This window comes from Kribbella sp. NPDC049174, assembly GCF_043197365.1.
GTDB lineage: Bacteria > Actinomycetota > Actinomycetes > Propionibacteriales > Kribbellaceae > Kribbella.
Genome location: NZ_JBICSZ010000003.1, coordinates 82,812 through 105,454, shown reverse-complemented (window position 1 = coordinate 105,454; position 22,643 = coordinate 82,812). Strand labels below are relative to the sequence as shown.

The following is a 22,643-nucleotide window of genomic DNA, read 5'->3' as shown; positions in this document are numbered from 1 at the left end:
CACCTCAGTTAAGCGGTTTACCGACCAGCAGACAAGTGAACGGCATTCTTCGGCGGCACGCGGTTAAACGCTTAGATCAGCCTGCCCGCGGCGGCCTCCGACCATCCCCTCCGAAGGAGCGCAAGTCATGATCAGCAAGCGGATCACCGCTGTGCTGGCGGGCGCGACGACCCTGTCGCTCGTGCTGGCAGCCTGTGGTGACAACGGCGGTGACTCGGCGTCGTCCTCGTCCGGCGACACCGTCAAGAGCCTCACGATTCTGGACTACTACAACAACGACCCCGACAAGTCGCTCGTCCAGAAGGGACTCGACTCCTGCGCGAGCCAGCTGGGCATCACCATCCAACGGGAGACGGTGCCTGGTGACACCTTGATCCAGAAGGTGCTGCAGCAGGCCTCGTCGAAGACGCTGCCCGACGTGCTGATGCTGGACAACCCCGACGTGCAGCAGATCGCCGCGACCGGTGCGCTGGCGCCCTTGAACGACATGGGCCTGACTGGGGACGGAGTCATTCAGGGAATGGTCGACGCGACGTCGTACGAGGGCAAGCTCTACGGACTGGCGCCGGTGACGAACACGATCGCGCTGTTCTACAACACGCAGATGCTGCAGGAGGCCGGCGTCCAGCCGCCGAAGACCTGGGAGGAGCTGAAGGCCGCGGCCAAGAAGCTCACCAAGCCCGGCCGGTACGGCATCGCCTTCAACGCGAACGCGACGTACGAAGGATCCTGGCAGTTCCTGCCGGCGATGTGGACCAACGGCGGTGACGAGACCGACCTGACCAGCCCGCAGGTGGCCGAGGCGCTGCAGCTGTGGGTCGACCTGGTGCAGTCGGGGTCGGCGTCGAAGAGTGTCATCAACTGGACCCAGGGCGACGCGAAGGACCAGTTCGTGGCCGGCAAGGCCGCGATGATGGTGAACGGTCCGTGGCAGATCCCGGCGCTGGAGAAGGCCCCGAACGTCAAGTGGGACGTGGTCAAGTTCCCGCTGAACAAGCCGGACCAGACGCCGGTCGCGCCGCTCGGTGGCGAGGCCTGGACGGTGCCGCTGAACAAGGACCAGGCCAAGCAGCAGAAGGCCGCCGACTTCGTGAAGTGCCTGAACTCGGACGAGAACGAACTGGCCTGGGCGAAGGCCCGCTTCACTGTGCCGACCAAGATCGCGCTGCTCGATCAGTACGTCAAGGAAGTGCCGTCGATGAAGGCGTTCACCGAGCAGGTCAAGACCGCGCGGTCCCGGACCGGCAAGCTCGGCGACAAGTGGCCGGAGGCCGCCAAGGTGATCTACCAGGCGATCGCTCTCGCGCTGACCGGTAAGGCCTCGGCCCAGGACGCCTTCAAGCAGGCCTCCGGCGGCTGATCGCAATGGCCCATGCGACGTTGACCCGCAATGACGCCGCGGCGTCCGGCCCGGAGCCTGCTCGCAGGTTCCGTGGCCGGCGCCACCGGGGTGAGGACCTGACCAAGGTTCTGTTCGTGCTGCCGGCCGCGCTGGCGATGGTCGCCCTGTTCGGGTACCCGGTGGTCAAGAACCTGATGATGAGCCTGCAGGACTACGGCCTGCGGACGTTCTTCACCGGCGAGGCTCCCTGGGTCGGCCTGAAGAACTACACGGCGGTGGTGACGGACCAGCTGTTTTCGCAGGCGATGGTGAACACGGCGCTGTTCACCCTCGGCTCGATCAGTTTCCAGTTCGTCATCGGGCTCGCGCTGGCGCTGTTCTTCCGCCGGCGCTTCCCGCTCAACGGCGTACTGCGATCGCTGCTCCTGCTGCCGTGGCTGCTGCCGCTGATCGTGTCCAGTGCGACCTGGCGGTCCATCCTCGAGCAGGACAGCGGCATCCTGAACCGCACGCTGACCGGGCTCGGCATCATCAACGATCCGGTGCCGTGGCTGAACTCGCCGTCGGTCGCGCTGATCGCGGTCATCGGGGTGAACATCTGGATCGGCATCCCGTTCAACGTGACGCTGCTGTACTCCGGTCTGGCCGAGATCCCGGACGAGTTGTACGAGGCCGGCCAGCTGGACGGCGCCACCGGGTGGCGTGCGTTCTGGTACATCACCTGGCCGAACCTGCGGGCGGTCGCGAGCGTGGTGCTGATGCTCGGCGTGGTCTACACGATCAAGGTGCTGGACATCATCCTCGGCCTCACCGGCGGCGGTCCGGCCAACGCCACCCAGACGCTGGCCACCCAGTCGTACGAGCGGTCGTTCATCGACTTCAAGTTCGGCGAGGGCGCCGCGTTGAGCAACATCCTGATCGCGATCTCGCTGCTGTTCGCGGTCCTCTACCTGCGCGGCACCCGTCGTGCCGTCGACGAGTAGGAGGGTACGACGATGACCGACACAGTGCATTTGGCCGGGCCTTCGGCACCGGCGTGGTCATGGGGCCTTGGCTCCCGGCCTTCCCTCGTCCTTCCAGTCGCTTCGCTCCCTCCACTCCTCAGTCCAGGCCGGGAGGCCCCATGACCGAGTCGACTGTCCGTCGGGGTGTTTACACCGTGATCGGCGTGCTGATCCTGGGCATGATGCTGTTCCCGGTCTACTGGATGGTGAACGCGTCGCTGCAACCGTCCGGCAACACGCTGACGGCCGGCTTCCTGCCCCTCGACCCGACGTTCGCCGGCTACCGGCGGGCGCTCAGCGAGCAGGGCGGCAACCTGGTCACCAGCCTGATCATCGCGGCCGGCACCGTGGTGCTCAGTCTCGCCGTCGCCACCCCGTGCGCGTACGCGCTCTCGCAGTTCCGGTCCCGCTGGGTGTCGGTCGGGCTGCTGGCGATCCTGATCTCGCAGATGATTCCGGGCATCGTGATCGCCAACGCGCTCTACACGGCGTACGAGCGGCTCGGGCTGCTGAACTCGATCCCGGGCCTGATCGTGGCCAACTGCAGCAGCGGTGTCCCGTTCGCGATCCTGATCCTGCGTTCGTTCATGCTCTCGCTGCCGCCGTCGCTGGTGGAGGCCGCGCGGGTGGACGGTGCCGGGCTGTTCCGGGCGTTCGTCTCGATCGTGCTGCCGATCAGCAAGAACTCCCTCATCACCGCGGGACTGTTCAGTTTCCTCTTCTCCTGGAGCGATTTCCTGTTCGCGCTCACGCTGACCACCAAGGGCGGCGTCCGGCCGGTGACGCTCGGGATCTACCAGTACCTCGGCACCCAGGTGCAGAACTGGAACGCGGTGATGGCGACCGCGGTCCTCTCGGCGATCCCGGCCATCGTGCTCCTGGTCGCCGCGCAGAAGTACATCGCCGCCGGCGCCATCGGCGGAGCCGTCAAATAACCCTCCACATCCAAGGACGTTTCACTATGACGATTCGCGTACTCGTCTGGGGCGAGAACCGGCACGAGCAGGTCGAGCCGCATGTCGCCGAGATCTACCCCGACGGCATGCACTCGACCATCGCCGCCGGGATCAGCGACAACCTCGGCGCCGAGGCGACGGTCGGTACGACGACCCTCGACGAGCCCGAGCACGGCCTGACCGAGGAGGTGCTGGCGCAGACCGACGTACTGGTGTGGTGGGGTCACGCGGCGCACGGCGAGGTCGACGACGCGGTGGTCGAGCGCGTCTACCAGCATGTGCTGTCCGGGATGGGCCTGGTCGTCCTGCACTCCGGCCACTGGTCGAAGATCTTCGGCAAGCTGATGGGTACGTCGTGCACGCTGCGCTGGCGCAGCGAGCGGGACCGCGAGCTGGTCTGGACGGTGAACCCGACGCACCCGATCGCGCAGGGCGTTCCGCACCCGATCATCATCGAGCAGCAGGAGATGTACGGGGAGTTCTTCGACATCCCGGTGCCGGACGACCTGGTCTTCGTGTCGTCGTTCAGTGGCGGCGAGGTGTTCCGGTCCGGCTGCACGTTCCGTCGCGGCCACGGGAAGATCTTCTACTTCTCGCCGGGTGACCAGGACTACCCGGTCTACCACCACAAGGACATCCGCAAGGTGATCGCGAACGGCGTCGCCTGGGTCAACAGCGACCGGCCGGAGCGGGCGGTGCCGACGTTGCTGCGGTACGAGACCGAGGACTTCTTCAACGGTCACGGCTACACGGGTCCGATCGAAGAGTCTGCCGATGCCTGAACCCTTGCGACTCCTCCAGGTCGGCGCGGGCGGGATGGGCCGCGCCTGGCTTCGGACGATTGCCGACAATCCTGATGTAGTCCTGACCGGCCTGGTCGACCTCGATGTCGACCTGGCCCGGACGGCCGCCGACGAGCACGGGTACGGCGACGTACCGGTGGCTGCCACCCTCGGCGAACTGGCCGACCGAGCCGATGCGGTCATCGACGTGACCGTGCCGGTCGCGCATCCCAAGGTGAGCGTTGATGCCTTGCTGCGTGGGCTGCCGGTGCTCTGCGAGAAGCCGTTGGCCGAGACGGTTCGCGAGTGCCTGGCGATGGTTGCCGCATCGGAGGTGAGCGGGAAGCTGCTGATGGTGTCGCAGTCCCGGCGCTACTTCCGGGCCGGGAACGCCTTCGGCCGGCAACTCGCCGAGCTCGGCACGATCGGGTCGCTGTCGTGTGAGTTCTTCAAGGCTCCGCACTTCAGCGGCTTCCGGGAGCGGATGGCCGAACCGCTGCTCGTCGACATGGCGATCCACCAGTTCGACCTGTCCCGCAAGCTGATCGGGTCCGAGCCGGTCTCGGTGTACTGCGAGTCGTACAACCCGGACTGGAGCTGGTTCGACGGCAACGCGGCCGCCTCCGCGATCTTCAAGTTCGCCGACGGCACCCGCTTCTCGTTCACCGGCAGCTGGTGCGCGCCCGGCCTGGAGACGTCGTGGAACGGCAGTTGGCGGGCCAGCGCATCCGGCGGTACGGCGACCTGGGACGGAGACAACGCACCGGTCGCCGAGTTGGCCACGGGCGAGGCCGTGCCGGGCGCGCTGCCGGAAGACCCGGAGCAGATCGCCGGCTCACTGGTCGAGTTCGTCGACGCGGTCCGGGAGTCGACGATTCCGCAGTCGGAGGTGCACTCGAACGTCATCAGCGTCGCCATGGTCGAGGCCGCCGTGCGGTCCGCCTCGACGGGCGAGGTGGTCCGCGTGGCCGACGTACTCGAGGCTGCCTACGAAGAAGCCCTCGCCACCGTCCAGGACCCGACCCTGCAGGCCGCGCTCAAGGCGTGGCCGAACGTGCTGAAGGTCGTCGGCCTGGAGTCCTGAAGCTCCGGGGAATCCGGTCCCCGGAATGCAGTACGCGCGGAGAAGCCCTGGCGTTGGGGCTTCTCCGCGCGTATCTGTCTGCCTGGAGGTCTGACTACACAACGTCAGTTAGTAGTTTCCCCTTGACCCACTGTGGCGGTGTGGGTAACTTTCGCGTCGCGGGGGCGCGCCTGTAATTCAATAACTTGTAGGGGGTCTGTCATGTCCGCCTTGCGCCGAGTGAGTCTCGCCGGCCTTGCCCTCGCCACCGCTGTCTCCGGAGTCGGGGTCAGCACAGCTGTCAGCGCTCCGTCACCCGAACCACCCGGCAACTCGGCCGCCGCACTCGGCCGGACGATCCAGACGATGTCGCTGGAGGAGAAGGTCGGGCAGATGTTCGTGCTGTTCGCCTACGGGCCGGACGCGCACAAGCCCGACACCCGCAACACCACCCTGTACGGCGTCGCCACGCCGGCCGAGGTGGTGGCGAAGTACAAGCCGGGCGGCTGGATCTACTTCAACGGCCGCGGCAATGTGGAGAGCCCGACCCAGCTGGCGACGTTCTCGAACCAGCTCCAGACAGCAGCCCTCAACACCGGCCTGCACGTCCCGATGATGATCGCGACCGACCAGGAGCAGGGCGTCGTGGTCCGGATCGGTCCGCCGGCCACGCAGTTCGGCGGCAACATGGCGCACGGCGCGACCCGGAACACCGCGGAAGCCCGGACCGCCGCCGCCATCACCGGCCGCGAACTGAAGGCGATGGGGATCCGGCAGGACTACGCCCCGGTCGCCGACGTCAACGTGAACGCCCTGAACCCGGTCATCGGGGTCCGCTCGTACTCCAGTGACCCGAAGCTGGTCTCGGACATGACGGTCGCGCAGGTGCAGGGCTACCAGCGCGACGCCGGCATCATGGCGACCGCCAAGCACTTCCCGGGCCACGGCGACACCCGCGACGACAGCCACACCGCGCTGCCGACGATCAACCACACGCTCGAGCAGTGGAACACGATCGACGCGCCGCCGTTCAAGGCCGCGATCAAGGCCGGGATCGACTCGATCATGACCGCGCACATCGTGGTCCCGTCCCTCGATCCGTCCGGCGACCCGGCGACGCTGAGCAAGCCGATCCTGACCGGCGTCCTGCGTCAGCAGCTCGGATTCAAGGGCCTCATCATCACCGACGGACTGGAGATGGCCGCGGTCCGCCAGCAGTACGGCGACGCCGAGGTGGCGGTCCGGGCGATCGAGGCCGGCGTGGACCAGTTGCTGCTGCCGCCGGCGCCGGACGTGCAGTTCAACGCCGTACTGGACGCCGTCCGTTCGGGCCGGATCAGCGAGCAGCGGATCAACGAGAGCCTGTTGCGCATCCTGCTGATGAAGCTGAAGAACGGCGTCCTGTTCAACCCGTTGGTCGACCCGGCGAAGGTGGCCACCACGGTCGGTACGCCGGCCAGCCTGGCGACCGCGCAGACGATCGTCGACAAGAGCGTCACGCTGGTCAAGAACAACGCGAACGCCGTTCCGCTGAGCGCCGACCCGCGGAAGATCCTCGTCACCGGCTGGGGCGTGAGTACGACGCAGTCGCTCGCCAGCAGCCTGACCAAGCGCGGAGCCACCACCACGGTCGCGCAGACCGGGGCGGCACCAAGTGACGCGGCCATCGCGGATGCTGTGGCCAAAGCGCAGCTGAACGACGTCACCGTCGTACTGACGATGAAGGCCTGGGACACCACCGTCACCGACAAACTGGCCAAGCAGCAGAAGCTGGTGAAGGGCCTGCTCGCGACCGGCAAGACGGTGATCGTGGTTGCTGTGCGCGACCCGTACGACATCGCGTACTTCGACGCGGCACCGACGTACCTGGCTACCTACGGTTACGCCGCGGTATCGATGGAGTCACTGGCCAAGACCCTCTACGGTGAGATCAAGCCGACCGGAAAGCTGCCCGTCGACATCCCCGTCGCCGGCCAGCCGGACACCGCCCTCTATCCCTTCGGCCACGGATTGACCTGGTGACGATGGAACTCGCCCGCCCAACCCTCACCCGACGCCAGACCCTCGGCCTCGCCGCCGCCGCGGTCGCCGGTACGACGATCGCCGGCACCACGACCGCACAGGCGGGCACCGACCGCTGGGTCCGCGACACGCTGCGACGCATGTCGCTGGAGCAGAAGGTCGGCCAGCTGTTCGTCTGCTACGCCTACGGGGCGACAGCGGACACGGCCGACCAGCGCAACACCAACCTGTACGGCGTGGCGACGCCGGCCGAGGTGGTCCGCAAGTACCACCTCGGCGGCGTCATCTACTTCGCCTGGACCGACTCGACCAAGGACCCGCAGCAGATCGCCCGGCTCTCCAACGGACTGCAGAGCGCGTCCATCGGCGCTACCGGGATCCCGCTGCAGATCAGCACCGACCAGGAGTACGGCGTGGTGTTCCGCGTCGGACCCCCGGCGACCCAGTTCCCCGGCGCGATGGCGCTCGGTGCGACGCGGTCCCCGCAGTACGCGCGGCTCGCGGCCGGCATCGGCGGCCGGGAGCTGAAGGCGGTCGGTGTCACCACCGACTTCGCGCCGGTCGCGGACGTCAACGTGAACCCGCTGAACCCGGTGATCGGCGTCCGCTCCTTCTCGTCCGACCCCTCGCTGGTCGCGGACCTGACCGCGGAACAGGTCAAGGGGTACCAGCGCGACGGCCGGATCGTGTCGACCGCGAAGCACTTCCCCGGTCACGGCGACACCCGGGACGACAGCCACACGTCGCTGCCGACGATCAATCACACCGTCGAGGAGTGGAACACGATCGACGCGCCGCCGTTCCAGGCGGCGATCAGGGCCGGAATCGACTCGATCATGACCGCGCACATCGTGGTCCCGTCCCTCGATCCGTCCGGCGACCCGGCCACGTTGAGCAGGCCGATCCTGACCGGCGTCCTGCGCGAGCGGCTTCGCTTCGACGGTGTGGTGATCACCGACTCGCTCGGTATGCAGGGTGTCCGGGAGAAGTACGGCGACGCCGAGATCCCGCTGCGGGCGATCGAGGCGGGAGTCGACCAGTTGCTGATGCCGGCCAATCCGGAGCTCGCGTTCAACTCGGTGCTCGGCGCCGTCCGCGGCGGCCGGATCAGCGAGGCGCGGATCGACCAGAGTGTCGAGCGCATCCTGAAGCTCAAGGTCAAGACAGGCGTCGTCGATCACCCGTACGTCGACCTGAGTCGCGTCGCGAAGGTGGTCGGCACACCGGCCAACTACGCCGCCGCCCAGCGGATCGCCGACCGCAGTACGACGCTGCTGAAGAACGACGCCGGCCTGCTGCCGCTGTCGCCGGCACCGCGGAAGATCCTGGTCGCCGGGTACACCCCGGCCGCCCTCGGGACCGCGTTGCAGGGCCGGGGCGCGACGGCGATCGTCAAGGACACCGGCGCGACGCCGACCGACGCCAAGATCGACGATGCGGTGGCGGCATCCGCCGGCGCCGACCTCACCGTGGTCCTCACGATGAAGGCCTGGGACACCACCGTCACCGACAAGCAGGCCAAGCAGCAGAAACTCGTCAACGCCCTGCTTGTCACCGGCCGGCCGGTCATCGTGGTCGCCGTCCGGGACCCGTACGACGTCGCCTACTTCCCCTCGGCACAGACCACGCTGGCCACCTACGGCTACGCGGCGGTGTCGATGGAGGCGCTGGCCAAGGTCCTGTACGGCGAACTCGCACCGGCCGGGAAGCTGCCGGTCGCGATCCCGGCGCAGCCCGATCCGGCCCAAACTCTGCACCCGTTCGGCCACGGACTCACCTTCGACCCGCGCGACACCCGGCTGACCGTTGCCTCGTACAACATTCACGCGGGTGCCGGATCCGACAACGTGTTCGACCTGGAGCGGACCGCGCAGGCGCTGAAGGCGCTCGACGCCGACGTGATCGGGCTGCAGGAGGTCGACGTCCACTGGGCTGCGCGCAGCGAGTGGCGGGACACCCTCGCCGAACTCGCGGAGAAGCTGGGCATGTACGCCGGGTTCGCGCCGATCTACGACCTCGACCCACCCGCGGCCGGGCAGCCACGCCGGCAGTACGGCGTCGGCGTACTGTCCCGGTTCCCGTTGGTCCGGACCGAGAACCACCCGATCACCCGGCTCTCCACCCAGGACCCGAACCCGGTGCCGGCCCCGGCGCCAGGGTTCCTGGAGGCCGAGATCGACGTCCGCGGCCGCCGGGTGCACGTCTACTCCACGCACCTGGACTACCGGGCCGATCCGTCGGTGCGGCAGGCCCAGGTCGCCGACACGATGAACATCCTGGCGCGGGACCGCCGGAAGGATCTGCAGATCCTCACCGGCGACTTCAACGCCGAGGCGGGCGCTCCCGAGCTCGCCGGACTGTGGAGCCGCCTCACCGACTCCTGGACGGCGGCTGCCACCACAGCCGGCGGCCCGAACACCTACCCCGCGGTCGGCCCGGTCAAGCGGATCGACTTCGTCACCGTCGGCGCGGGGTTCCGCGTCCGGCGCGCCTCCGTTCCCTCTGAACAAGCGGCCAGTGACCATCGCCCCGTGGTGGCCGACCTGATGTTCCGCCCGTAATGCCTGCCGAAGGAGAAGTCTGATGAAGCGCCGCAGTTTGCTCGCGGGCGCCGGTGCCCTGGCCGCCGCCCCCCTGATCGACGTACCGGCGGCCCATGCCGTCCAGACCCCCAGCAGGCGACAGGCGATGGTCGGCGCCGAGGTGCTGGCCGCCGACGACTGGAAGGCGCTGGCCGGCCAGAAGGTCGGCGTGATCAGCAACCCGACCGGCATCCTGCCCGACCTCAGCCACATCGTCGACACGATGCACGCCTCCGGGAAGGTCAACATCGTCGCGGTCTTCGGCCCCGAGCACGGCTTCCGCGGTACGGCGCAGGCCGGCGGATCCGAGCAGGACCACATCGACCCGCGCACCGGGATCATGGTGTACGACGCCTACGGCGCGAACGCGGACAAGCTGGTCAGCCTCTACACCAAGTCCGGCGTGGAGACCGTCGTCTTCGACATCCAGGACGTCGGGGCGCGGTTCTACACCTACATCTGGACGATGTACGAGGCGATGATCGCGGCCACCCGGACCGGCGCGAAGTTCGTCGTCCTGGACCGGCCGAACCCGGTCGGCGGGTACGCGCGTGGGCCGATGCTCAAGCCCGGTTTCACCTCCGGCGTGGGCAAGGAGGAGATCATCCAGCAGCACGGGATGACCGTGGGTGAGCTGGCCCGGCTGTTCAACGCGGAGTACCTGCCGCTCGACGCGAACGGCGCGCGGCTGAAGGAACTCCAGGTCATCCCGGTGAAGAACTGGAAGCGCGACCAGCTGTACGCCGACACCGGCCTGACCTGGGTGATGCCGAGCCCGAACATGCCGACCCCGGACACCGCCCTGCTCTACCCGGGTATGTGCCTGTTCGAGGCGACCAACTTCTCCGAGGGCCGCGGTACGACGCGGCCGTTCGAGCTGATCGGGGCGCCGTACATCGACTACAAGTGGGCCGAGGCGCTGCAGGCCAAGAACATCCCCGGAGTCGACTTCCGGGAGGCGTACTTCACGCCGTTCATCAGCAAGAACGCGAATGTGCTCTGCGGCGGCGTCCAGGTGCAGATCACCGATCCGCACAAGGTGGAGGCGATCACGGCCGCGACCCACATGATCGTGGAGGCGCGCCGGCTCTACCCGGGCTTCTCCTGGCGGGCCGAGAACCCGCCCGGCCGGTGGATCGACCTGCTGACCGGATCCGACCGGTTCCGGACCATGCTGGAGGCCGGCGCGACGGCTGAGGAGATCGTCGCGGCCTGGAAGTCCGAGACCGACGCGTGGACCGCCCGCCGGGCGAAGTACCTGCTGTACAAGGGAGCGCACCGGTGAGACGAGTCCTCGGAATCGCGGTAGTCTCCACCCTGATGCTCGCGATGACCACCCCTGCAGTTGCCAATGGCAACAGATCTGGCCGGTTCGACCGCCCGTACGACGGCTACGCACCGAGGACGACTCTCTTGCGCGACTCCACCCCGGCCAAGGCCGGTCTCGACCCGGCGCCGATCGACGCGGCGCTGGCCCAGGTCGACGCCTGGACCAGGCCCAACGGTACGGCGAAACCCCTGTACGCCGGTGCGGTCACGCTGCTCGGCCACGACGGGAAGATCGTCACCAAGACGGCCACCGGGATGGCGCTGAAGTACACAGTGAACTCAGCCGGCAACGGCGCTGAAGAACTTCCGGCGGACCAGCAGATCCCGATGCGCACCGACACGATCTTCGACATGGCGTCGGTGTCCAAGCTGTTCACCTCGATCGTGGTGCTGCAGCTGGTGGAGAAGGGCAAGGTCGGGCTGGACACGCCGATCGCGACCTACGTGCCGGAGTTCGCCGAGAACGGCAAGCAGGCGATCACGGTCCGGCAGGCGCTCACCCACACGACCGGGCTGCCGGCCTGGTTGCCGCTGTGGAGCGCGCGGCCCGACCCGGCCTCGCGGATGCAGATGGCGCTGACCGCGACCCCGACCAGCCCGGCCGGGACGAAGTACCTCTACAGCGACCTGAACCTGATCGCCCTCGGCGAGCTGGCCCACCGGGTCACCGGCAAGACGCTCGACAGGCTGGTTGCCGACGGCATCACCAAGCCGCTGCAGATGCGGGACACCGGCTACAACCCGGACCCCCGCAAGAAGCAGCGGATCGCGGCCACCGAGTTCCAGTCCGCGCCGCCGCGCGGGATGGTCTGGGGTTCGGTGCACGACGAGAACGCCTGGTCCCTCGACGGCGTCGCCGGGCACGCGGGTGTGTTCAGCACCGCGGACGACCTGGCGATTCTGGCCCAGACCTTCTTGAACGGCGGTAGCTACCGCGGCGCCCGGATCCTCAAGGAATCCTCGGTCACCGCGATGATCACCAACTTCAACGGCGCCTTCCCGGGCAACGACCACGGGCTCGGCTTCGAGCTGAACCAGCGCTGGTACATGAGCGGCCTGTCCGGACCGCGCGCGGCCGGCCACACCGGGTACACCGGTACGTCGGTCGTGATCGACTTCGACTCCCGTTCGTTCGCGATCCTGCTGACCAACCGGGTCCACCCGAGCCGTAACTGGGGCAGCAACAACCCGGCCCGGCGCGCGGTCGTCCAAGGGCTGGCGCTCGCGCTCGGCGTCGGGCCGCGGCACGGCAAGGATGCCTGGTTCTCCGGTACGACGGACGGCGCGACCACGACCCTGGCCACGCAGGTCGCCGTACCGGCCGAGGGCGCGAAGCTGACGTTCGACATGTTCGTGGACACCGAGGACACCGACCTGCTGTCGCTGGAGACCTCGGCCGACGGGACGACGTGGACGAAGGTGCCGTTCACCGTGCTGGACCGGGGATCCGTGATCGACACCGACGGGACGATCGGCGGCTCCGGCGACCGGCACTGGCACCAGGTGTTCGCCAATCTCGCGGCCGGTGATCAGACGATCAGGTGGCGTTACACCTCCGACGCGCTCTACCAGGGGCGTGGTGTGTATGTCGACGGTGTGAAGATCACGAGCAAGGATGGTGTTCTTCTCGACGGAGAGCGAACGCCTGAATCATTTGTCGCTACAGGTTGGAGACTTTCGCGTCGGTGACCCCACTTCGTGCATAGGCGCCGTACCGTGCTGTCATGAACTCAGTTTCCTCTCCAGAACCCACGGGGCCGCTGCTGGTCCGGGTCCGCGCGGTGATGCCCGCGCTGGCGCCGGCCGAGCAGCGGGTGGCGAACGCGGTCCTCGCGGACCCGGGCGGAGTGGCGGCGATGACGATCTCCGAACTGGCCGAGGTGGCATCCACCTCGGAGACCACGGTCATCCGGTTCTGCAAACAGATCGGCGTCCCCGGCTATCCGCAGCTCCGCCTGCAGCTGGCGGCCCAGTCGGCGCAGGAGAGTATCCGGCCTGAGATCGGCGGCGACATCGAGCCCGGTGACTCGCTGGCGGACGTGGTCTCCAAGGTCGCGTTCGCCGACGAGCGGGCCGTCCGCGAGACCGCTCAGCAGGTCGATGTCGACGCCCTGGCCAAGGTGGTCACGGCGGTCGTCAACGCGCCGCGGGTGGACTTGTACGGCTTCGGTGCGAGCGCGTTCGTGGCGCTCGACCTGCAGCAGAAGCTGCACCGGATCCGCCGGGTCGCCTTCGCGTGGTCCGACGTCCACGTGGCGCTGCCGAGTGCGGCGCTGCTCGGTGACGGCGACGTGGCGATCGGCATCTCCCACACCGGAACGACGGTCGAGGTCGTCGAGGCGCTCGAGGAGGCGGCCAAGCACGGCGCCACCACGGTCGCGGTGACGAACTTCCCCCGTTCCCCGCTGGCCCGGACGGCTGACCTGGTGCTCACCACGGCCGCCCGGGAGACGACGTACCGCTCCGGCGCCATGTCGAGCCGGATCGCTCAGCTGACCGTGATCGACTGCCTCTTCATCGGCGTGGCCCAGCAGGTCCTGCCGGATGCGCGCAAGGCGCTCGAGGAGACCGCCACCGCGGTCCGCGGGCACCGCCTCAAGGGCTCCGAGTAGCTGCCGCGAGGGCTCCGGGTCACTGTCTCAAGGTTGCGTCAATCGTTTCCGTCAACGATCAACAGAATTGAAAAATCTTCAGTAGGAAACTAACATCGGAGCTGTGACCACGCCGACTGAGCAGCGCAACCCCAGGACGCTCGCCATCGATGCGGTGGGCACGATCGAGATCCTCCGGATGGTGAACGCCGAGGACGCCCGGGTCGCCGGTGCTGTGGGCGTCGTCATCCCCGAGCTGGCCCGCGCCGTGGATGCCGCTGTCGAGGCAGTGCGCGGCGGCGGTCGGGTCCACTACTTCGGCGCCGGTACGTCGGGCCGCCTGGCCGTCCTGGACGCGGCTGAGCTGCTGCCGACGTTCCACGTGCCGGAGGGCCTGGTGGTCGCCCATCACGCCGGCGGTATGGAGGCGCTGCTCCGCGCGGTCGAGAACGTCGAGGACTCCGAGGAGGGCGGCGCCGCCGACGCGGTCGCCGTCACCGCTCAGGACATCGCGATCGGCCTCGCAGCTTCCGGGAGTACGCCGTACGTCGCCGGCGCGTTGAAGGCCGCACGAGCGGCCGGGGCGACCACCGTCCTGGTGACGTCCAACCCCTCCGCCCCGCTGGCGCCGTTGGCCGACATCGTCATCGCCGCGGACACCGGGCCCGAGGTCATCGCCGGCTCCACCCGACTGAAGGCCGGCACCGCCCAGAAGATGATCCTGAACTCCTTCTCCACCACCCTGATGATCAAACTCGGCCGCACCTGGTCGAACCTGATGGTCGACCTCGTCGCCACCAACCAGAAACTCCGCGGCCGCATGCTCCGCATCCTCGGCGAAGCCACCGGCGCCGACCCCGACGCCTGCGAGTCCGCCCTCGCCGAAGCCGACGGCGAACTCAAGCCGGCGTTGGTCCACCTCCTGACCGGCACGCCCATCCCAGCTGCCCGGGCTGCCCTGGAAGCCGCCCACGGCCGCGTAGCCGACGCCCTGGCCACCCTCGGCGCACCCGCCCAGAAGGACCCCGCCTCCGCCTAAGCACACCGCCTCCGCGGAAAGGACACCGCCTTCGGCGGCGGCAGTCTTTTGGCGCCTTCGGCGCGGTCGCGGACCCCAGTCAGGGATGCTGTGATGCGCGGAGAGGACGCGGTGTGTGGTTGGGCGGCAGGAGATCGCCTCTTCGGCGGGATCGCCGTGTTGTGTTGTGTAGGCAGGTCGGGTGTCTTGGTGCGCGTCTTAGGACTGCTGCTCGATGCGTTCGAAGATGTCGGCGTCGGTCTCGCGTTGCCAGGCGGGCAGGTCGTCCCAGTCGGCGACGTAGGACGGCTTCGGGTTGGGGAAGTGCTTGTAGATCTGGGCGATCCAGCACAGTGCTACGAATCGGCCTTTCTGTGGACGGCTCAGCTTGGCGGTCGCGCCTTCGGATGTCTCGATGAAGGTTCTGACCTGCTCGTAGACAGCCGCGGCACTCGCGCGCTCCCAGGCGGGTGTCTCGTCCCAGGGGGTGATGTAGCTGGGCTTCGGTTCGCCGGGATAGTGCTGCTTGACTCCATCGATCCATGCCTCGCGAAACACTCGGCCGGGCTCAACCTGCATGGCAGCTCCTCGTCGTCAACCGGCGGACGTCGCCTGCAGTGCCTCGAAGCGGCGTCCGAGCTCCTGGACCTTACCGGGCACCGGTAGCTGGGGCCTGGAAGGTCGGCGGCTTCTGGTGGACCGAGTCGGATCCACCCGAGCTGTTGTCGAGGTATCGGAATGGCGGCGCAAATTGCCTGGAAATCATTCTGGTGTGGTCCTGTTGGTGGGGTTGGGGAATTGCGCGGGTTACCCTTCGTGGAAGTGAAGGGTGATGGGAAAACCTAACCGTTGGGGAGGTTGGGGTCGGTTTGTTTTCATTGAATTGGAATGTTGCTGCAGGGTGGTTGCGAACGGTAGTGGGACTATCACTTTTGGTGCATAGCGCGTTTGTGTGATCGTGTCGTATCGTCGCGTCATCGCCAGGCCTTGGTGGGGGTTCTGGTCTTCGAATCCTTTGTGTGTAACGAACTTCGGAGCTCGGATGACCATGGACGGTGCTGTCGTGGTGCCCGGAACCACCCAGGGTGCCCAGTGGGTCGATGATGTGCTGCTGGCCGGCTCGGCGGGTGACATTTGCTTTCGGTTGCCCGATCCCATTGATCGTGCGACGCTACGCCGGTTGGTGCGGGATCGCCAATCCGAATTGGCGGCGGCCGGTTTACGGGCGGGTGGTGCGGCGGCATTGCGGTTACCGCCGTCGATGGCTTTCGTGACGCATTTGCTGGCGGTCTGGCGCAGCGGTGGGCAGGCGATCCTGCTCGATCATCGGCTGACCGATTACGAGGTCCGGCGTGCGATCGAGCGGCTGGTCCCGCAGGTGGTCGTGTCGCCCGGTCGGCCGGTCCCGGCCGGTCTGCGGACCTTCCTCGAGGTCGAGACCGATGTGGCCAGCTACTCCGGTCATCCGGCCGGTACGGCGCACGCCGTCGTACAACTCAGCTCCGGTTCGACCGGGCCGTCGAAGGTGATCGGGCGGACCGCGGAGGATCTGGTCGAGGAGGTACTGCGGTACACCCAGATCGACGGTGTTCCGTTGCGGGGCGAGCGGGTGATCCTGCTGCCGTCGATGGTGCACGTGCTCGGGTTGGTCGGCGGTCTCATGTACGGCCTGCACGCCGGAGTCGAGTTGGTCCCGCCGACGCGGCTCACCGGTGACGCGATCGTTCAGGCCATCGCGTCGGGGGACACGCCGGCGACGGTGCTCGGGGTGCCGTTCCACATCGGGCTGCTCGCGTCGGTGCAGGAGCCGCCGAAGCTTCCACAGTTCAAGCGGATGACGACCGGCGGCGAGCTGGTGCCGGCGGCGGTGTCACAGTCGTTCGAGTCGAAGTACGGCGTACCGCTCGGCAACATGTACGGGATGACCGAGGTCGGAGTCATCGGCACCGATCTGTACGGCGAACATCGGCCGGCGATCCGCCCGGCTCCGGGGATCGAGGTCCGCGCGGTCGACGGCGAACTCCACATCCGGTGGCCGGAATCGCCGTACCTCGGACTCTCCGATCCGGCGCGTTGGGCGGACGGCTGGCTGCGGACGCGTGACGCCGGGGTCGTCGATGCGGACACCGGGTTGGTGAGCATCAAGGGCCGGCTCGACTCGCAGGTCTCCGTCGGCGGGATGAAGGTCGACCTGACCGAGGTCGAGTACACCCTGGGCACGCTCCGCGGTGTCGAGGCGGCGGTCGTCGTTTTCGACGGGTCGATCACCGCTTACCTACAGCTGAAGGAGCGCCGCGACATCGCGGTCCTGGAGTCCGAACTCGCGCAACGTCTGGCTCCCTACAAACGCCCGCGAAGCCTCCGGATCCTCGATCAGATGCCTCGAACCACTACCGGGAAGCTTGTCCGGGACCTCACCGTCCTCCGCAAGGCGGCCCCGTGATGCTCGATCAGAAGCACCTCACCAGCGTCCGCGGGCAAAGCCACAGCCAGCACTGCCGGCTGATCGACCGACAGGTGCAGCACGGCGAGGTCCGGCTCAGACGGGACCAAGCTGCCGCGAAGTGCCGGGAGCCTCGCGTCGCCGGGTCCGCCGCTGTCGGCGCCTACCTCAACCCGGGGTGCCTGTTCCGCAGGGACAGGCGAAGTGGGGAGTGGCATGCGGCGGCGGAGGCCGGTGTTGCGGAGGCCCAGGCCGAGAGCTTTGCCGACAGCTTCCTTCGCCGTCCACAGCTGCAGGAACGCGGTCAGCTCATCCGCTTCCCCCGCCATCCACTCGAGCTCAGACGGATCGAACCAGCGGCGAGCCAGCCCGGCGACCTCCCGCTGGTACACGTCCTCGACATCCACGCCGACCGGGCCGGCCGCAGACGCCGCGACCGCCACCAGGGTGCGGCTGTGGCTGATGCTCACCGCCAGACCGTCGACGTACGGCCGGCCGCTCGGCTCGCGGCGCAGGTCCATAGACCGCCCGAGGAGCGAGCCGGCGAGTTCCAGCAGCAGGTCCTTGGCAGTCGAGCGCTGGTCGTCACCGGCCGCCGCCGTCCACACATGCACCCGACCGTCTCCCACCGAAAGAAGGTATCCCGATGAAGGACGAGGTTCGCGCTTTCGTCATCGCGCAACTGCAGGACATGAACTACGACACCGAGGGCATCGACGACGAGACCACGCTCGGCCCGGCCGGGGTGGACCTGGAGTCGCTTGCGCTGGCGGATCTGTCGGTCCGGGTCGAGGACCGGTTCGGCGTCCGGTTCTCCGACGACGAGTCCGAGCAGCTGGCGTTGATGACGGTCGGCGAGTTCACCGCCGAGGTGGCCGGCCGGGTAGCCCAGCAAGTCTGATGAACTCGACCCCACCACCGCCCGGGCGGGACGACATCATCACCTGGCTGACCGGACTCGGCGAGCGACCACCCGGCGCCGAGCGGATCGACTCGATGGAGCTGGCCTGGCTGGTCCATCAGGTCGAGCAGCGGTACGGCGTAGAGCTGTCCGACGACCAGCTCGAACGCATGGCCACCGTCGACGACGCGGTGACGGTACTGGCCGAGGTGCTGACCAGCCATGTCTGAACCCGGACCGGTCTCTGTCACCGGCCTCTCGGTCCTGACCGCACTTGGGCGCGGCCCTGAGGCGCAGCTGGTCGGTACGGCGGCGTTCACCGAGGTCCAGCGCTTCGATACCAGCAACCGCCGCGTGCACCACGCCGCCACGGCTGCAGACGTCGGCACTCTGGAAGAAGAGCTGGACCTGGCAATAGCCACCGCTTGCAGTCAGGCAGGTGTCGACCGCAGCACGACACCTCTCCTGCTCGCGCTGCACACCGCCCCGTCCTGCGACTTCGGCCAGCAACGCATCTACACCAGCGCCTGCGTCTCAGCCAGTACGGCGGTCGCCGACGCCGCGACGTTGATCCGGAGCGGGCGGGCCGACCGGATCGTCGTCGCAGCCGCGTACTTGGTCGAGTCGGACCAGTACGCGCTCTTCGACGCGGGCCGAGCGCTCTCCGACGACCAGACCGTCCGGCCGTTCAGTCTCAACCGCCGAGGGCTGCTCCTGGGGGACGGTGTAGCCGCAGTCGTCCTGGAAGCGGGCGAAGGGCTGGCGCAGATCGCTGGTTGGGGTCGAGCCGGAGACGCGTACCACCCGTGTCAGCCGTCCCCGGACGGTCGAGGCCTGGCAGCCGCAATCCAAGCCGCACTGAGCAAAGCCAACCTGTCTCCCGACGAGATCGGCTACATCAACGCCAACGCCACCGGCACCACCTTCAGCGACGCCGCCGAAGCCGCGGCGATCAGGCAGGTATTCACCCAAGCCGGCCCGGCGGTTAGTTCGACCAAGGGGGTGCATGGGCATGCGCTGGAGGCTTCGGGGTTGGTTGAGCTGGTGGTGACTGTGCAGGCCTTGCGGGAAGGGAAGTTGCCTGTGAATGCGGGGTTTCTGGAGCCTGATCCGGAGTGTGCGCTGGATCTGATTCTGGATGCGCCGCGGCCGGCCCACTCGCCGTACGGGATGACGCTGAACTCGGCGTTCGGGGGCGCCAATACCGCGCTGGTGGTGTGTGCGGGATGAGGCCGGCGCTGGAAGTTCATGACCTTGTGGTGCTCGGTGAGGGTTACTGGCCGGAGCCGGGTGACGACGTCGAGGCAGGACCGCCGGCCTTGCCGGGGTTCGTGTTGTCGACGTTCAACCCCCTGGCTGCAGTTGTTGCGGATCGCTGCCTGAGTGCCTTGCCCGAGCCGCCGTCAAGAAACACCGGGATCGTGCTGGTGAGCGACGGCGACCTGACCAGCGCAGAGCACGTACGGCGAGCTGTTGCTGAAGGCAAGCGCATCGGGCCGCTGTTCTTCTTCCAGTCGGTGCCGAACAGCGTCGCGGGGCTGATCGCGGCGAAGTGGGACCTGCGCGGACCCGTGGTGTGTGTGACGGACGGCGGACTCGACGAGGCCGCCCTGCTGATCGGCGACGGGGACGCCGACCAAGTGCTGATCGTGGACATCGACGCCGAGCAGGCAACCGCCCGGATCGTGAGTTGGGGAGTGCGAACATGAAGAGTCTGAGAGCCAGGCTGGCCGCCGATCCCGAGATCGGCACCGGCAACGTCCTGCACCGGGTGATTGCCCACGGCGCCGATCTCGACGGACCAGGGCTGACCTTCGACACACCCGTCGACCACTATCCGGCCGAGCACCCGCTGACGCTGGGCGAACTCGACGAACGAGTCCAGGCCCGGACTGCCTGGCTGCACGAGCACGGCATCGGCCGCCGGGACGTAGTCGCGATCTGGGCAACCAACGCCGCCGACATCGTGCTCAGCTTCCTTGCGCTGACCCGCAGAGGCGCAATCCCCGCGCTGATGAACGGCAAGATGGCTCCGCCCATCGCTGACGAGTACATCCGCCGCCTGCGCGTCACCGCTGTACTGGCTGACGCCGCCCACCGGCCGCTCCTGCAGGCAGAAGTCCTCGCCGAACCACACGAGCTCGGCACCGGTGATCCGGCCAAAGCGCCCGAGCACTACCGCCACCACGGCGACGACCCCGTGGTCATCACGCACACCAGCGGCACGACCGGCGTACCCAAGGCTGTGCTGCACACTCACACCACCTTGTACGCCGCGCTGAAGCACCTGCTCACGATGCCGCAGGCGCAGGGCACCGACAGGATCCTGAACGCGCTGCCGATCCCGCATACCGCGACGGTCCTGATGGTCAACCAGGTCCTCGGCAACCGAGCTCAGATGCTGTTGCTGTCCAGTCAGGACGCGCCCGACGTACTGCGACAGATCGAGCGCTGGAAGCCACGCGCCGTCTACGGATTCGCCGTCACCTGGGCCGGCCTGGCCCGCGAGGACCTGAGCAAGCACGACCTGGACTCGGTCCGGATGTGGTTCAACACCGGCGACTGCGCGCACGAGCCGCACATCCGCAAACTCGTTGCCGTCGGCACCCGTGAGACCGTCACCAGGCAAGGGCGGACGACGGTCAAGGGCTCGCACTTCGTCGACGGTCTCGGCTCCAGCGAGATGGGCCACAACGGCTTCCACATCACGCACACGATCGACAGCGACCACTACGGCCGCTGTATCGGCAAGCCGTACCAGTTCGCGGAAGCCGCCGTGCTGAGCTCGGCCGGCGACGAACTGCCGGCCGGCAAGGTCGGCCTGCTCGGCTTCCGCTCGGCGTCTGTCTCACCCGGGTACTGGAACGACTCGGTCAACACGTACCGCTTCCGGCTGAACGGCTGGTTCCTCACCGGCGACCTGGCCTACCGCGACGAGACCGGCCACTACTTCCACCTCGACCGGATCCCGGACGCCGTCGCCGGCTTCGAAGGACCGCAGCTGTTCACGTCGATGTCCGAGGAACGCATCCTGGCCGCGCTTCCCGAGGTCCTCGACTGCACGGTCGTGATCCTGCCGGAGAACGGAAAGTACGTCGCCGATGTGCTGCTGGAGCTGGCTCCCGATGCGGCAGCGATCGATCGCACGGATCAGGTGAAGTCGGCGGTCGGCGACGAGGTGGCAGCGATCATCCGCAAGGTCACCGTGGTCGGCGGCGACGAGGTCCCGGTCACCGTCACCGGCAAAGTCCGCAAGGTCGCGCTCCGCGAGGAGCGCCTAACGGGAGCAGACGCATGAGCGCGCCCGCCGTCACGATCACCGGGATGGGGCTGCTGACCCCCGTCGGACGCGGCGTCGAGACCGTGTACGGCGCTCTGCTGCACGGCCGGTCTGGGATCGTGAAGCCACCGGCCGACCACCCGGTCGCGAACTCGGTCGAACTCGCCGGCATCCTGCCGCCGATCGACCCGGGGAAGATCGCGAGCGGCCCGGACGGCAAGGTGATGGACCGGACTGTCATCCTGGCCCAACTCGCTGCCGCGGACGCGCTCGCGGACGCCGGCCTGCTCATCGGCGACGACCGGGGCCGTGCGGGGGAGGAGTTGGACAACGTCGACCCGGACCGGATCGGCGTCATCATCGGTGGTGTCGGCGGGATGGCGACCCTCGAACAACAAGTCCTCGCCCGAGCCGTACGTGGTCGCGCGGCCGTCAGCCCGTACCTGCTGACCGGCATCCTCCCGAACATGCCGGCCGCCCGCGTAGCGATCCGCTTCGGCCTCCGCGGCTACACCTCGTCGGTCGGTACGGCGTGCGCCTCCGGAGCGCAGGCGATCGCCGACGCGGTCCGCCTGATCCGGTCCGGCGAGGCGGACATCGTACTGTGCGGAGCGAGCGAGGCACCGCTGTTCCCGACCTTCGCTGAGACGTTCGCCAATGCCCGGGCGCTCGCACGTGGTTGGGACGACCCGGCCGAGGCCAGTCGTCCGTTCGACCTGCGCCGCAACGGATTCGTCCTCAGTGAAGGCGCGGCGCTGCTGGTGCTGGAGAGCGCCGAGCACGCCGCCGCACGCAATGCACCCGGCTATGCGGATGTCGTCGGATACGGGGTCAACTCCGATGCGCATCACCCGACGGCGCCGCGTCCCGACGGACAAGGGGCCGCAGCCTGCATGCGGCGAGCGTTCGCGAGTGGCGCTGTGCGGCCCGAGCAGGTCGGTTACGTCAACGCGCACGGTACGAGCACGAAGCTCGGTGACGTCGCCGAGTCCGTGGCCATCGGGTTGGCGTTCGGCGATCACCAGCCGGCGGTGAGTTCGACGAAGGCGCTGACCGGTCACATGCTCGGCACTTCAGGTGTGGTGGAGGCCGCGGCGACCGCGCTGGCTGTCAACACCGGCCAGGTGCCGCCGACGTACCACTTGGACGATCCGGACCCCGCCTGCCCGGTGGACCACGTTCGCAAGGAACCACGGGAGATCCGGCTGGAGTACGCGCTGTCGAACTCGTTCGGGTTCGGCGGCCAGAACGTGAGCCTGCTCCTCGGCGCCGCCAGTACGCCGGAGAAGAGAGTGCCTCGTGTCGGCACTACAGATCAACAGTGAGGTGA

Annotated in this window: 20 protein-coding genes; 18 read left to right on the top strand and 2 right to left on the bottom strand. The window is 68.0% G+C overall.

The window, feature by feature from the left end:
- The first annotated feature begins 127 nt into the window (after positions 1 to 127).
- From ACGFIF_RS17700 to murQ, 11 genes are all read left to right on the top strand, one after another.
- The gene (locus ACGFIF_RS17700) at positions 128 to 1,360 is read left to right on the top strand and encodes an extracellular solute-binding protein (protein ID WP_393155630.1); all 1,233 of its coding nucleotides are present in this window, start codon (positions 128 to 130) and stop codon (positions 1,358 to 1,360) included.
- A 5-nt stretch (positions 1,361 to 1,365) separates the two neighbouring features.
- On the top strand, positions 1,366 to 2,325 hold the full coding sequence (locus ACGFIF_RS17695) for a carbohydrate ABC transporter permease (protein ID WP_393155629.1): 960 nt from the start codon (positions 1,366 to 1,368) through the stop codon (positions 2,323 to 2,325).
- Between the two features lie 140 nt (positions 2,326 to 2,465).
- Positions 2,466 to 3,281 (top strand): carbohydrate ABC transporter permease, encoded by an 816-nt coding sequence (locus tag ACGFIF_RS17690; protein WP_393155627.1) that lies wholly within the window; start codon positions 2,466 to 2,468, stop codon positions 3,279 to 3,281.
- A gap of 26 nt (positions 3,282 to 3,307) precedes the next feature.
- Positions 3,308 to 4,084 (top strand): ThuA domain-containing protein, encoded by a 777-nt coding sequence (locus tag ACGFIF_RS17685; protein ID WP_393155625.1) that lies wholly within the window; start codon positions 3,308 to 3,310, stop codon positions 4,082 to 4,084.
- Complete coding sequence (locus ACGFIF_RS17680) at positions 4,077 to 5,168, top strand: Gfo/Idh/MocA family protein (protein WP_393155623.1); 1,092 nt, start codon at positions 4,077 to 4,079, stop codon at positions 5,166 to 5,168. The genes ACGFIF_RS17685 and ACGFIF_RS17680 overlap by 8 nt, the downstream gene beginning before the upstream one ends.
- 201 nt (positions 5,169 to 5,369) lie before the next feature.
- Positions 5,370 to 7,169, top strand: a complete 1,800-nt coding sequence (locus ACGFIF_RS17675; protein ID WP_393155621.1) for a glycoside hydrolase family 3 protein — start codon at positions 5,370 to 5,372, stop codon at positions 7,167 to 7,169.
- A gap of 2 nt (positions 7,170 to 7,171) precedes the next feature.
- Complete coding sequence (locus tag ACGFIF_RS17670; RefSeq protein ID WP_393156786.1) at positions 7,172 to 9,730, top strand: glycoside hydrolase family 3 N-terminal domain-containing protein; 2,559 nt, start codon at positions 7,172 to 7,174, stop codon at positions 9,728 to 9,730.
- Positions 9,731 to 9,752: 22 nt separating this feature from the next.
- Positions 9,753 to 11,036: an exo-beta-N-acetylmuramidase NamZ domain-containing protein gene (locus ACGFIF_RS17665; RefSeq protein ID WP_393155620.1), complete on the top strand. Its 1,284-nt coding sequence runs from the start codon at positions 9,753 to 9,755 to the stop codon at positions 11,034 to 11,036.
- Positions 11,033 to 12,769: a serine hydrolase gene (locus ACGFIF_RS17660; RefSeq protein ID WP_393155619.1), complete on the top strand. Its 1,737-nt coding sequence runs from the start codon at positions 11,033 to 11,035 to the stop codon at positions 12,767 to 12,769. Before ACGFIF_RS17665 ends, ACGFIF_RS17660 begins: the two co-directional genes overlap by 4 nt.
- Before the next feature lie 35 nt (positions 12,770 to 12,804).
- On the top strand, positions 12,805 to 13,692 hold the full coding sequence (locus tag ACGFIF_RS17655) for a MurR/RpiR family transcriptional regulator (RefSeq protein WP_393155617.1): 888 nt from the start codon (positions 12,805 to 12,807) through the stop codon (positions 13,690 to 13,692).
- A 103-nt stretch (positions 13,693 to 13,795) separates the two neighbouring features.
- On the top strand, positions 13,796 to 14,710 hold the full coding sequence (gene murQ / locus ACGFIF_RS17650; RefSeq protein WP_393155615.1) for an N-acetylmuramic acid 6-phosphate etherase: 915 nt from the start codon (positions 13,796 to 13,798) through the stop codon (positions 14,708 to 14,710).
- A 198-nt stretch (positions 14,711 to 14,908) separates the two neighbouring features.
- Here murQ and ACGFIF_RS17645 read toward each other — a convergent pair whose 3' ends face one another.
- Positions 14,909 to 15,268 (bottom strand): hypothetical protein, encoded by a 360-nt coding sequence (locus ACGFIF_RS17645; protein ID WP_393155614.1) that lies wholly within the window; start codon positions 15,266 to 15,268, stop codon positions 14,909 to 14,911.
- A gap of 463 nt (positions 15,269 to 15,731) precedes the next feature.
- On the opposite strand from ACGFIF_RS17645, the gene ACGFIF_RS17640 reads away from it, so the two are divergent.
- Positions 15,732 to 17,132 carry a class I adenylate-forming enzyme family protein gene (locus tag ACGFIF_RS17640; protein ID WP_393155613.1) on the top strand — a complete coding sequence of 467 codons (1,401 nt, stop codon included), beginning with the start codon at positions 15,732 to 15,734 and terminating at the stop codon, positions 17,130 to 17,132.
- On the opposite strand, the gene ACGFIF_RS17635 is transcribed toward ACGFIF_RS17640, so the two are convergent.
- Positions 17,063 to 17,761: a 4'-phosphopantetheinyl transferase superfamily protein gene (locus tag ACGFIF_RS17635; RefSeq protein ID WP_393155612.1), complete on the bottom strand. Its 699-nt coding sequence runs from the start codon at positions 17,759 to 17,761 to the stop codon at positions 17,063 to 17,065. The genes ACGFIF_RS17640 and ACGFIF_RS17635 overlap by 70 nt on opposite strands.
- Positions 17,762 to 17,778: 17 nt before the next feature.
- Here ACGFIF_RS17635 and ACGFIF_RS17630 point away from each other — a divergent pair, with 17 nt between their 5' ends.
- Genes ACGFIF_RS17630 through ACGFIF_RS17605 form a run of 6 tightly spaced genes read left to right on the top strand, consistent with a single transcriptional unit; the run spans position 17,779 to position 22,638 of the window.
- The gene (locus ACGFIF_RS17630; RefSeq protein WP_393155611.1) at positions 17,779 to 18,033 is read left to right on the top strand and encodes an acyl carrier protein; all 255 of its coding nucleotides are present in this window, start codon (positions 17,779 to 17,781) and stop codon (positions 18,031 to 18,033) included.
- Positions 18,033 to 18,263 carry an acyl carrier protein gene (locus ACGFIF_RS17625; RefSeq protein ID WP_393155610.1) on the top strand — a complete coding sequence of 77 codons (231 nt, stop codon included), beginning with the start codon at positions 18,033 to 18,035 and terminating at the stop codon, positions 18,261 to 18,263. The genes ACGFIF_RS17630 and ACGFIF_RS17625 overlap by 1 nt, the downstream gene beginning before the upstream one ends.
- Complete coding sequence (locus ACGFIF_RS17620) at positions 18,256 to 19,263, top strand: beta-ketoacyl-[acyl-carrier-protein] synthase family protein (RefSeq protein WP_393155608.1); 1,008 nt, start codon at positions 18,256 to 18,258, stop codon at positions 19,261 to 19,263. Before ACGFIF_RS17625 ends, ACGFIF_RS17620 begins: the two co-directional genes overlap by 8 nt.
- Complete coding sequence (locus ACGFIF_RS17615) at positions 19,260 to 19,742, top strand: hypothetical protein (RefSeq protein ID WP_393155607.1); 483 nt, start codon at positions 19,260 to 19,262, stop codon at positions 19,740 to 19,742. The genes ACGFIF_RS17620 and ACGFIF_RS17615 overlap by 4 nt, the downstream gene beginning before the upstream one ends.
- Positions 19,739 to 21,331 (top strand): class I adenylate-forming enzyme family protein, encoded by a 1,593-nt coding sequence (locus tag ACGFIF_RS17610; protein ID WP_393155605.1) that lies wholly within the window; start codon positions 19,739 to 19,741, stop codon positions 21,329 to 21,331. The genes ACGFIF_RS17615 and ACGFIF_RS17610 overlap by 4 nt, the downstream gene beginning before the upstream one ends.
- On the top strand, positions 21,328 to 22,638 hold the full coding sequence (locus ACGFIF_RS17605) for a beta-ketoacyl-[acyl-carrier-protein] synthase family protein (RefSeq protein ID WP_393155603.1): 1,311 nt from the start codon (positions 21,328 to 21,330) through the stop codon (positions 22,636 to 22,638). The genes ACGFIF_RS17610 and ACGFIF_RS17605 overlap by 4 nt, the downstream gene beginning before the upstream one ends.
- The last annotated feature ends 5 nt before the right edge of the window (positions 22,639 to 22,643 follow it).

Excerpts from the sequence above, each read along its gene's own strand:
- ACGFIF_RS17625 (WP_393155610.1), top strand. The coding sequence starts at position 18,033 with ATGAACTCGACCCCACCACCGCCCGGGCGGGACGACATCATCACCTGG.
- ACGFIF_RS17695 (WP_393155629.1), top strand. The coding sequence starts at position 1,366 with ATGGCCCATGCGACGTTGACCCGCAATGACGCCGCGGCGTCCGGCCCG.
- ACGFIF_RS17655 (WP_393155617.1), top strand. The coding sequence starts at position 12,805 with ATGAACTCAGTTTCCTCTCCAGAACCCACGGGGCCGCTGCTGGTCCGG.
- ACGFIF_RS17670 (WP_393156786.1), top strand. The coding sequence starts at position 7,172 with ATGGAACTCGCCCGCCCAACCCTCACCCGACGCCAGACCCTCGGCCTC.
- ACGFIF_RS17610 (WP_393155605.1), top strand. The coding sequence starts at position 19,739 with ATGAAGAGTCTGAGAGCCAGGCTGGCCGCCGATCCCGAGATCGGCACC.
- ACGFIF_RS17620 (WP_393155608.1), top strand. The coding sequence starts at position 18,256 with ATGTCTGAACCCGGACCGGTCTCTGTCACCGGCCTCTCGGTCCTGACC.
- ACGFIF_RS17665 (WP_393155620.1), top strand. The coding sequence starts at position 9,753 with ATGAAGCGCCGCAGTTTGCTCGCGGGCGCCGGTGCCCTGGCCGCCGCC.
- ACGFIF_RS17605 (WP_393155603.1), top strand. The coding sequence starts at position 21,328 with ATGAGCGCGCCCGCCGTCACGATCACCGGGATGGGGCTGCTGACCCCC.
- ACGFIF_RS17700 (WP_393155630.1), top strand. The coding sequence starts at position 128 with ATGATCAGCAAGCGGATCACCGCTGTGCTGGCGGGCGCGACGACCCTG.
- ACGFIF_RS17645 (WP_393155614.1), bottom strand. The coding sequence starts at position 15,268 with ATGCAGGTTGAGCCCGGCCGAGTGTTTCGCGAGGCATGGATCGATGGA.
- ACGFIF_RS17640 (WP_393155613.1), top strand. The coding sequence starts at position 15,732 with ATGACCATGGACGGTGCTGTCGTGGTGCCCGGAACCACCCAGGGTGCC.
- ACGFIF_RS17690 (WP_393155627.1), top strand. The coding sequence starts at position 2,466 with ATGACCGAGTCGACTGTCCGTCGGGGTGTTTACACCGTGATCGGCGTG.
- ACGFIF_RS17685 (WP_393155625.1), top strand. The coding sequence starts at position 3,308 with ATGACGATTCGCGTACTCGTCTGGGGCGAGAACCGGCACGAGCAGGTC.
- ACGFIF_RS17675 (WP_393155621.1), top strand. The coding sequence starts at position 5,370 with ATGTCCGCCTTGCGCCGAGTGAGTCTCGCCGGCCTTGCCCTCGCCACC.
- ACGFIF_RS17615 (WP_393155607.1), top strand. The coding sequence starts at position 19,260 with ATGAGGCCGGCGCTGGAAGTTCATGACCTTGTGGTGCTCGGTGAGGGT.
- ACGFIF_RS17680 (WP_393155623.1), top strand. The coding sequence starts at position 4,077 with ATGCCTGAACCCTTGCGACTCCTCCAGGTCGGCGCGGGCGGGATGGGC.
- ACGFIF_RS17630 (WP_393155611.1), top strand. The coding sequence starts at position 17,779 with ATGAAGGACGAGGTTCGCGCTTTCGTCATCGCGCAACTGCAGGACATG.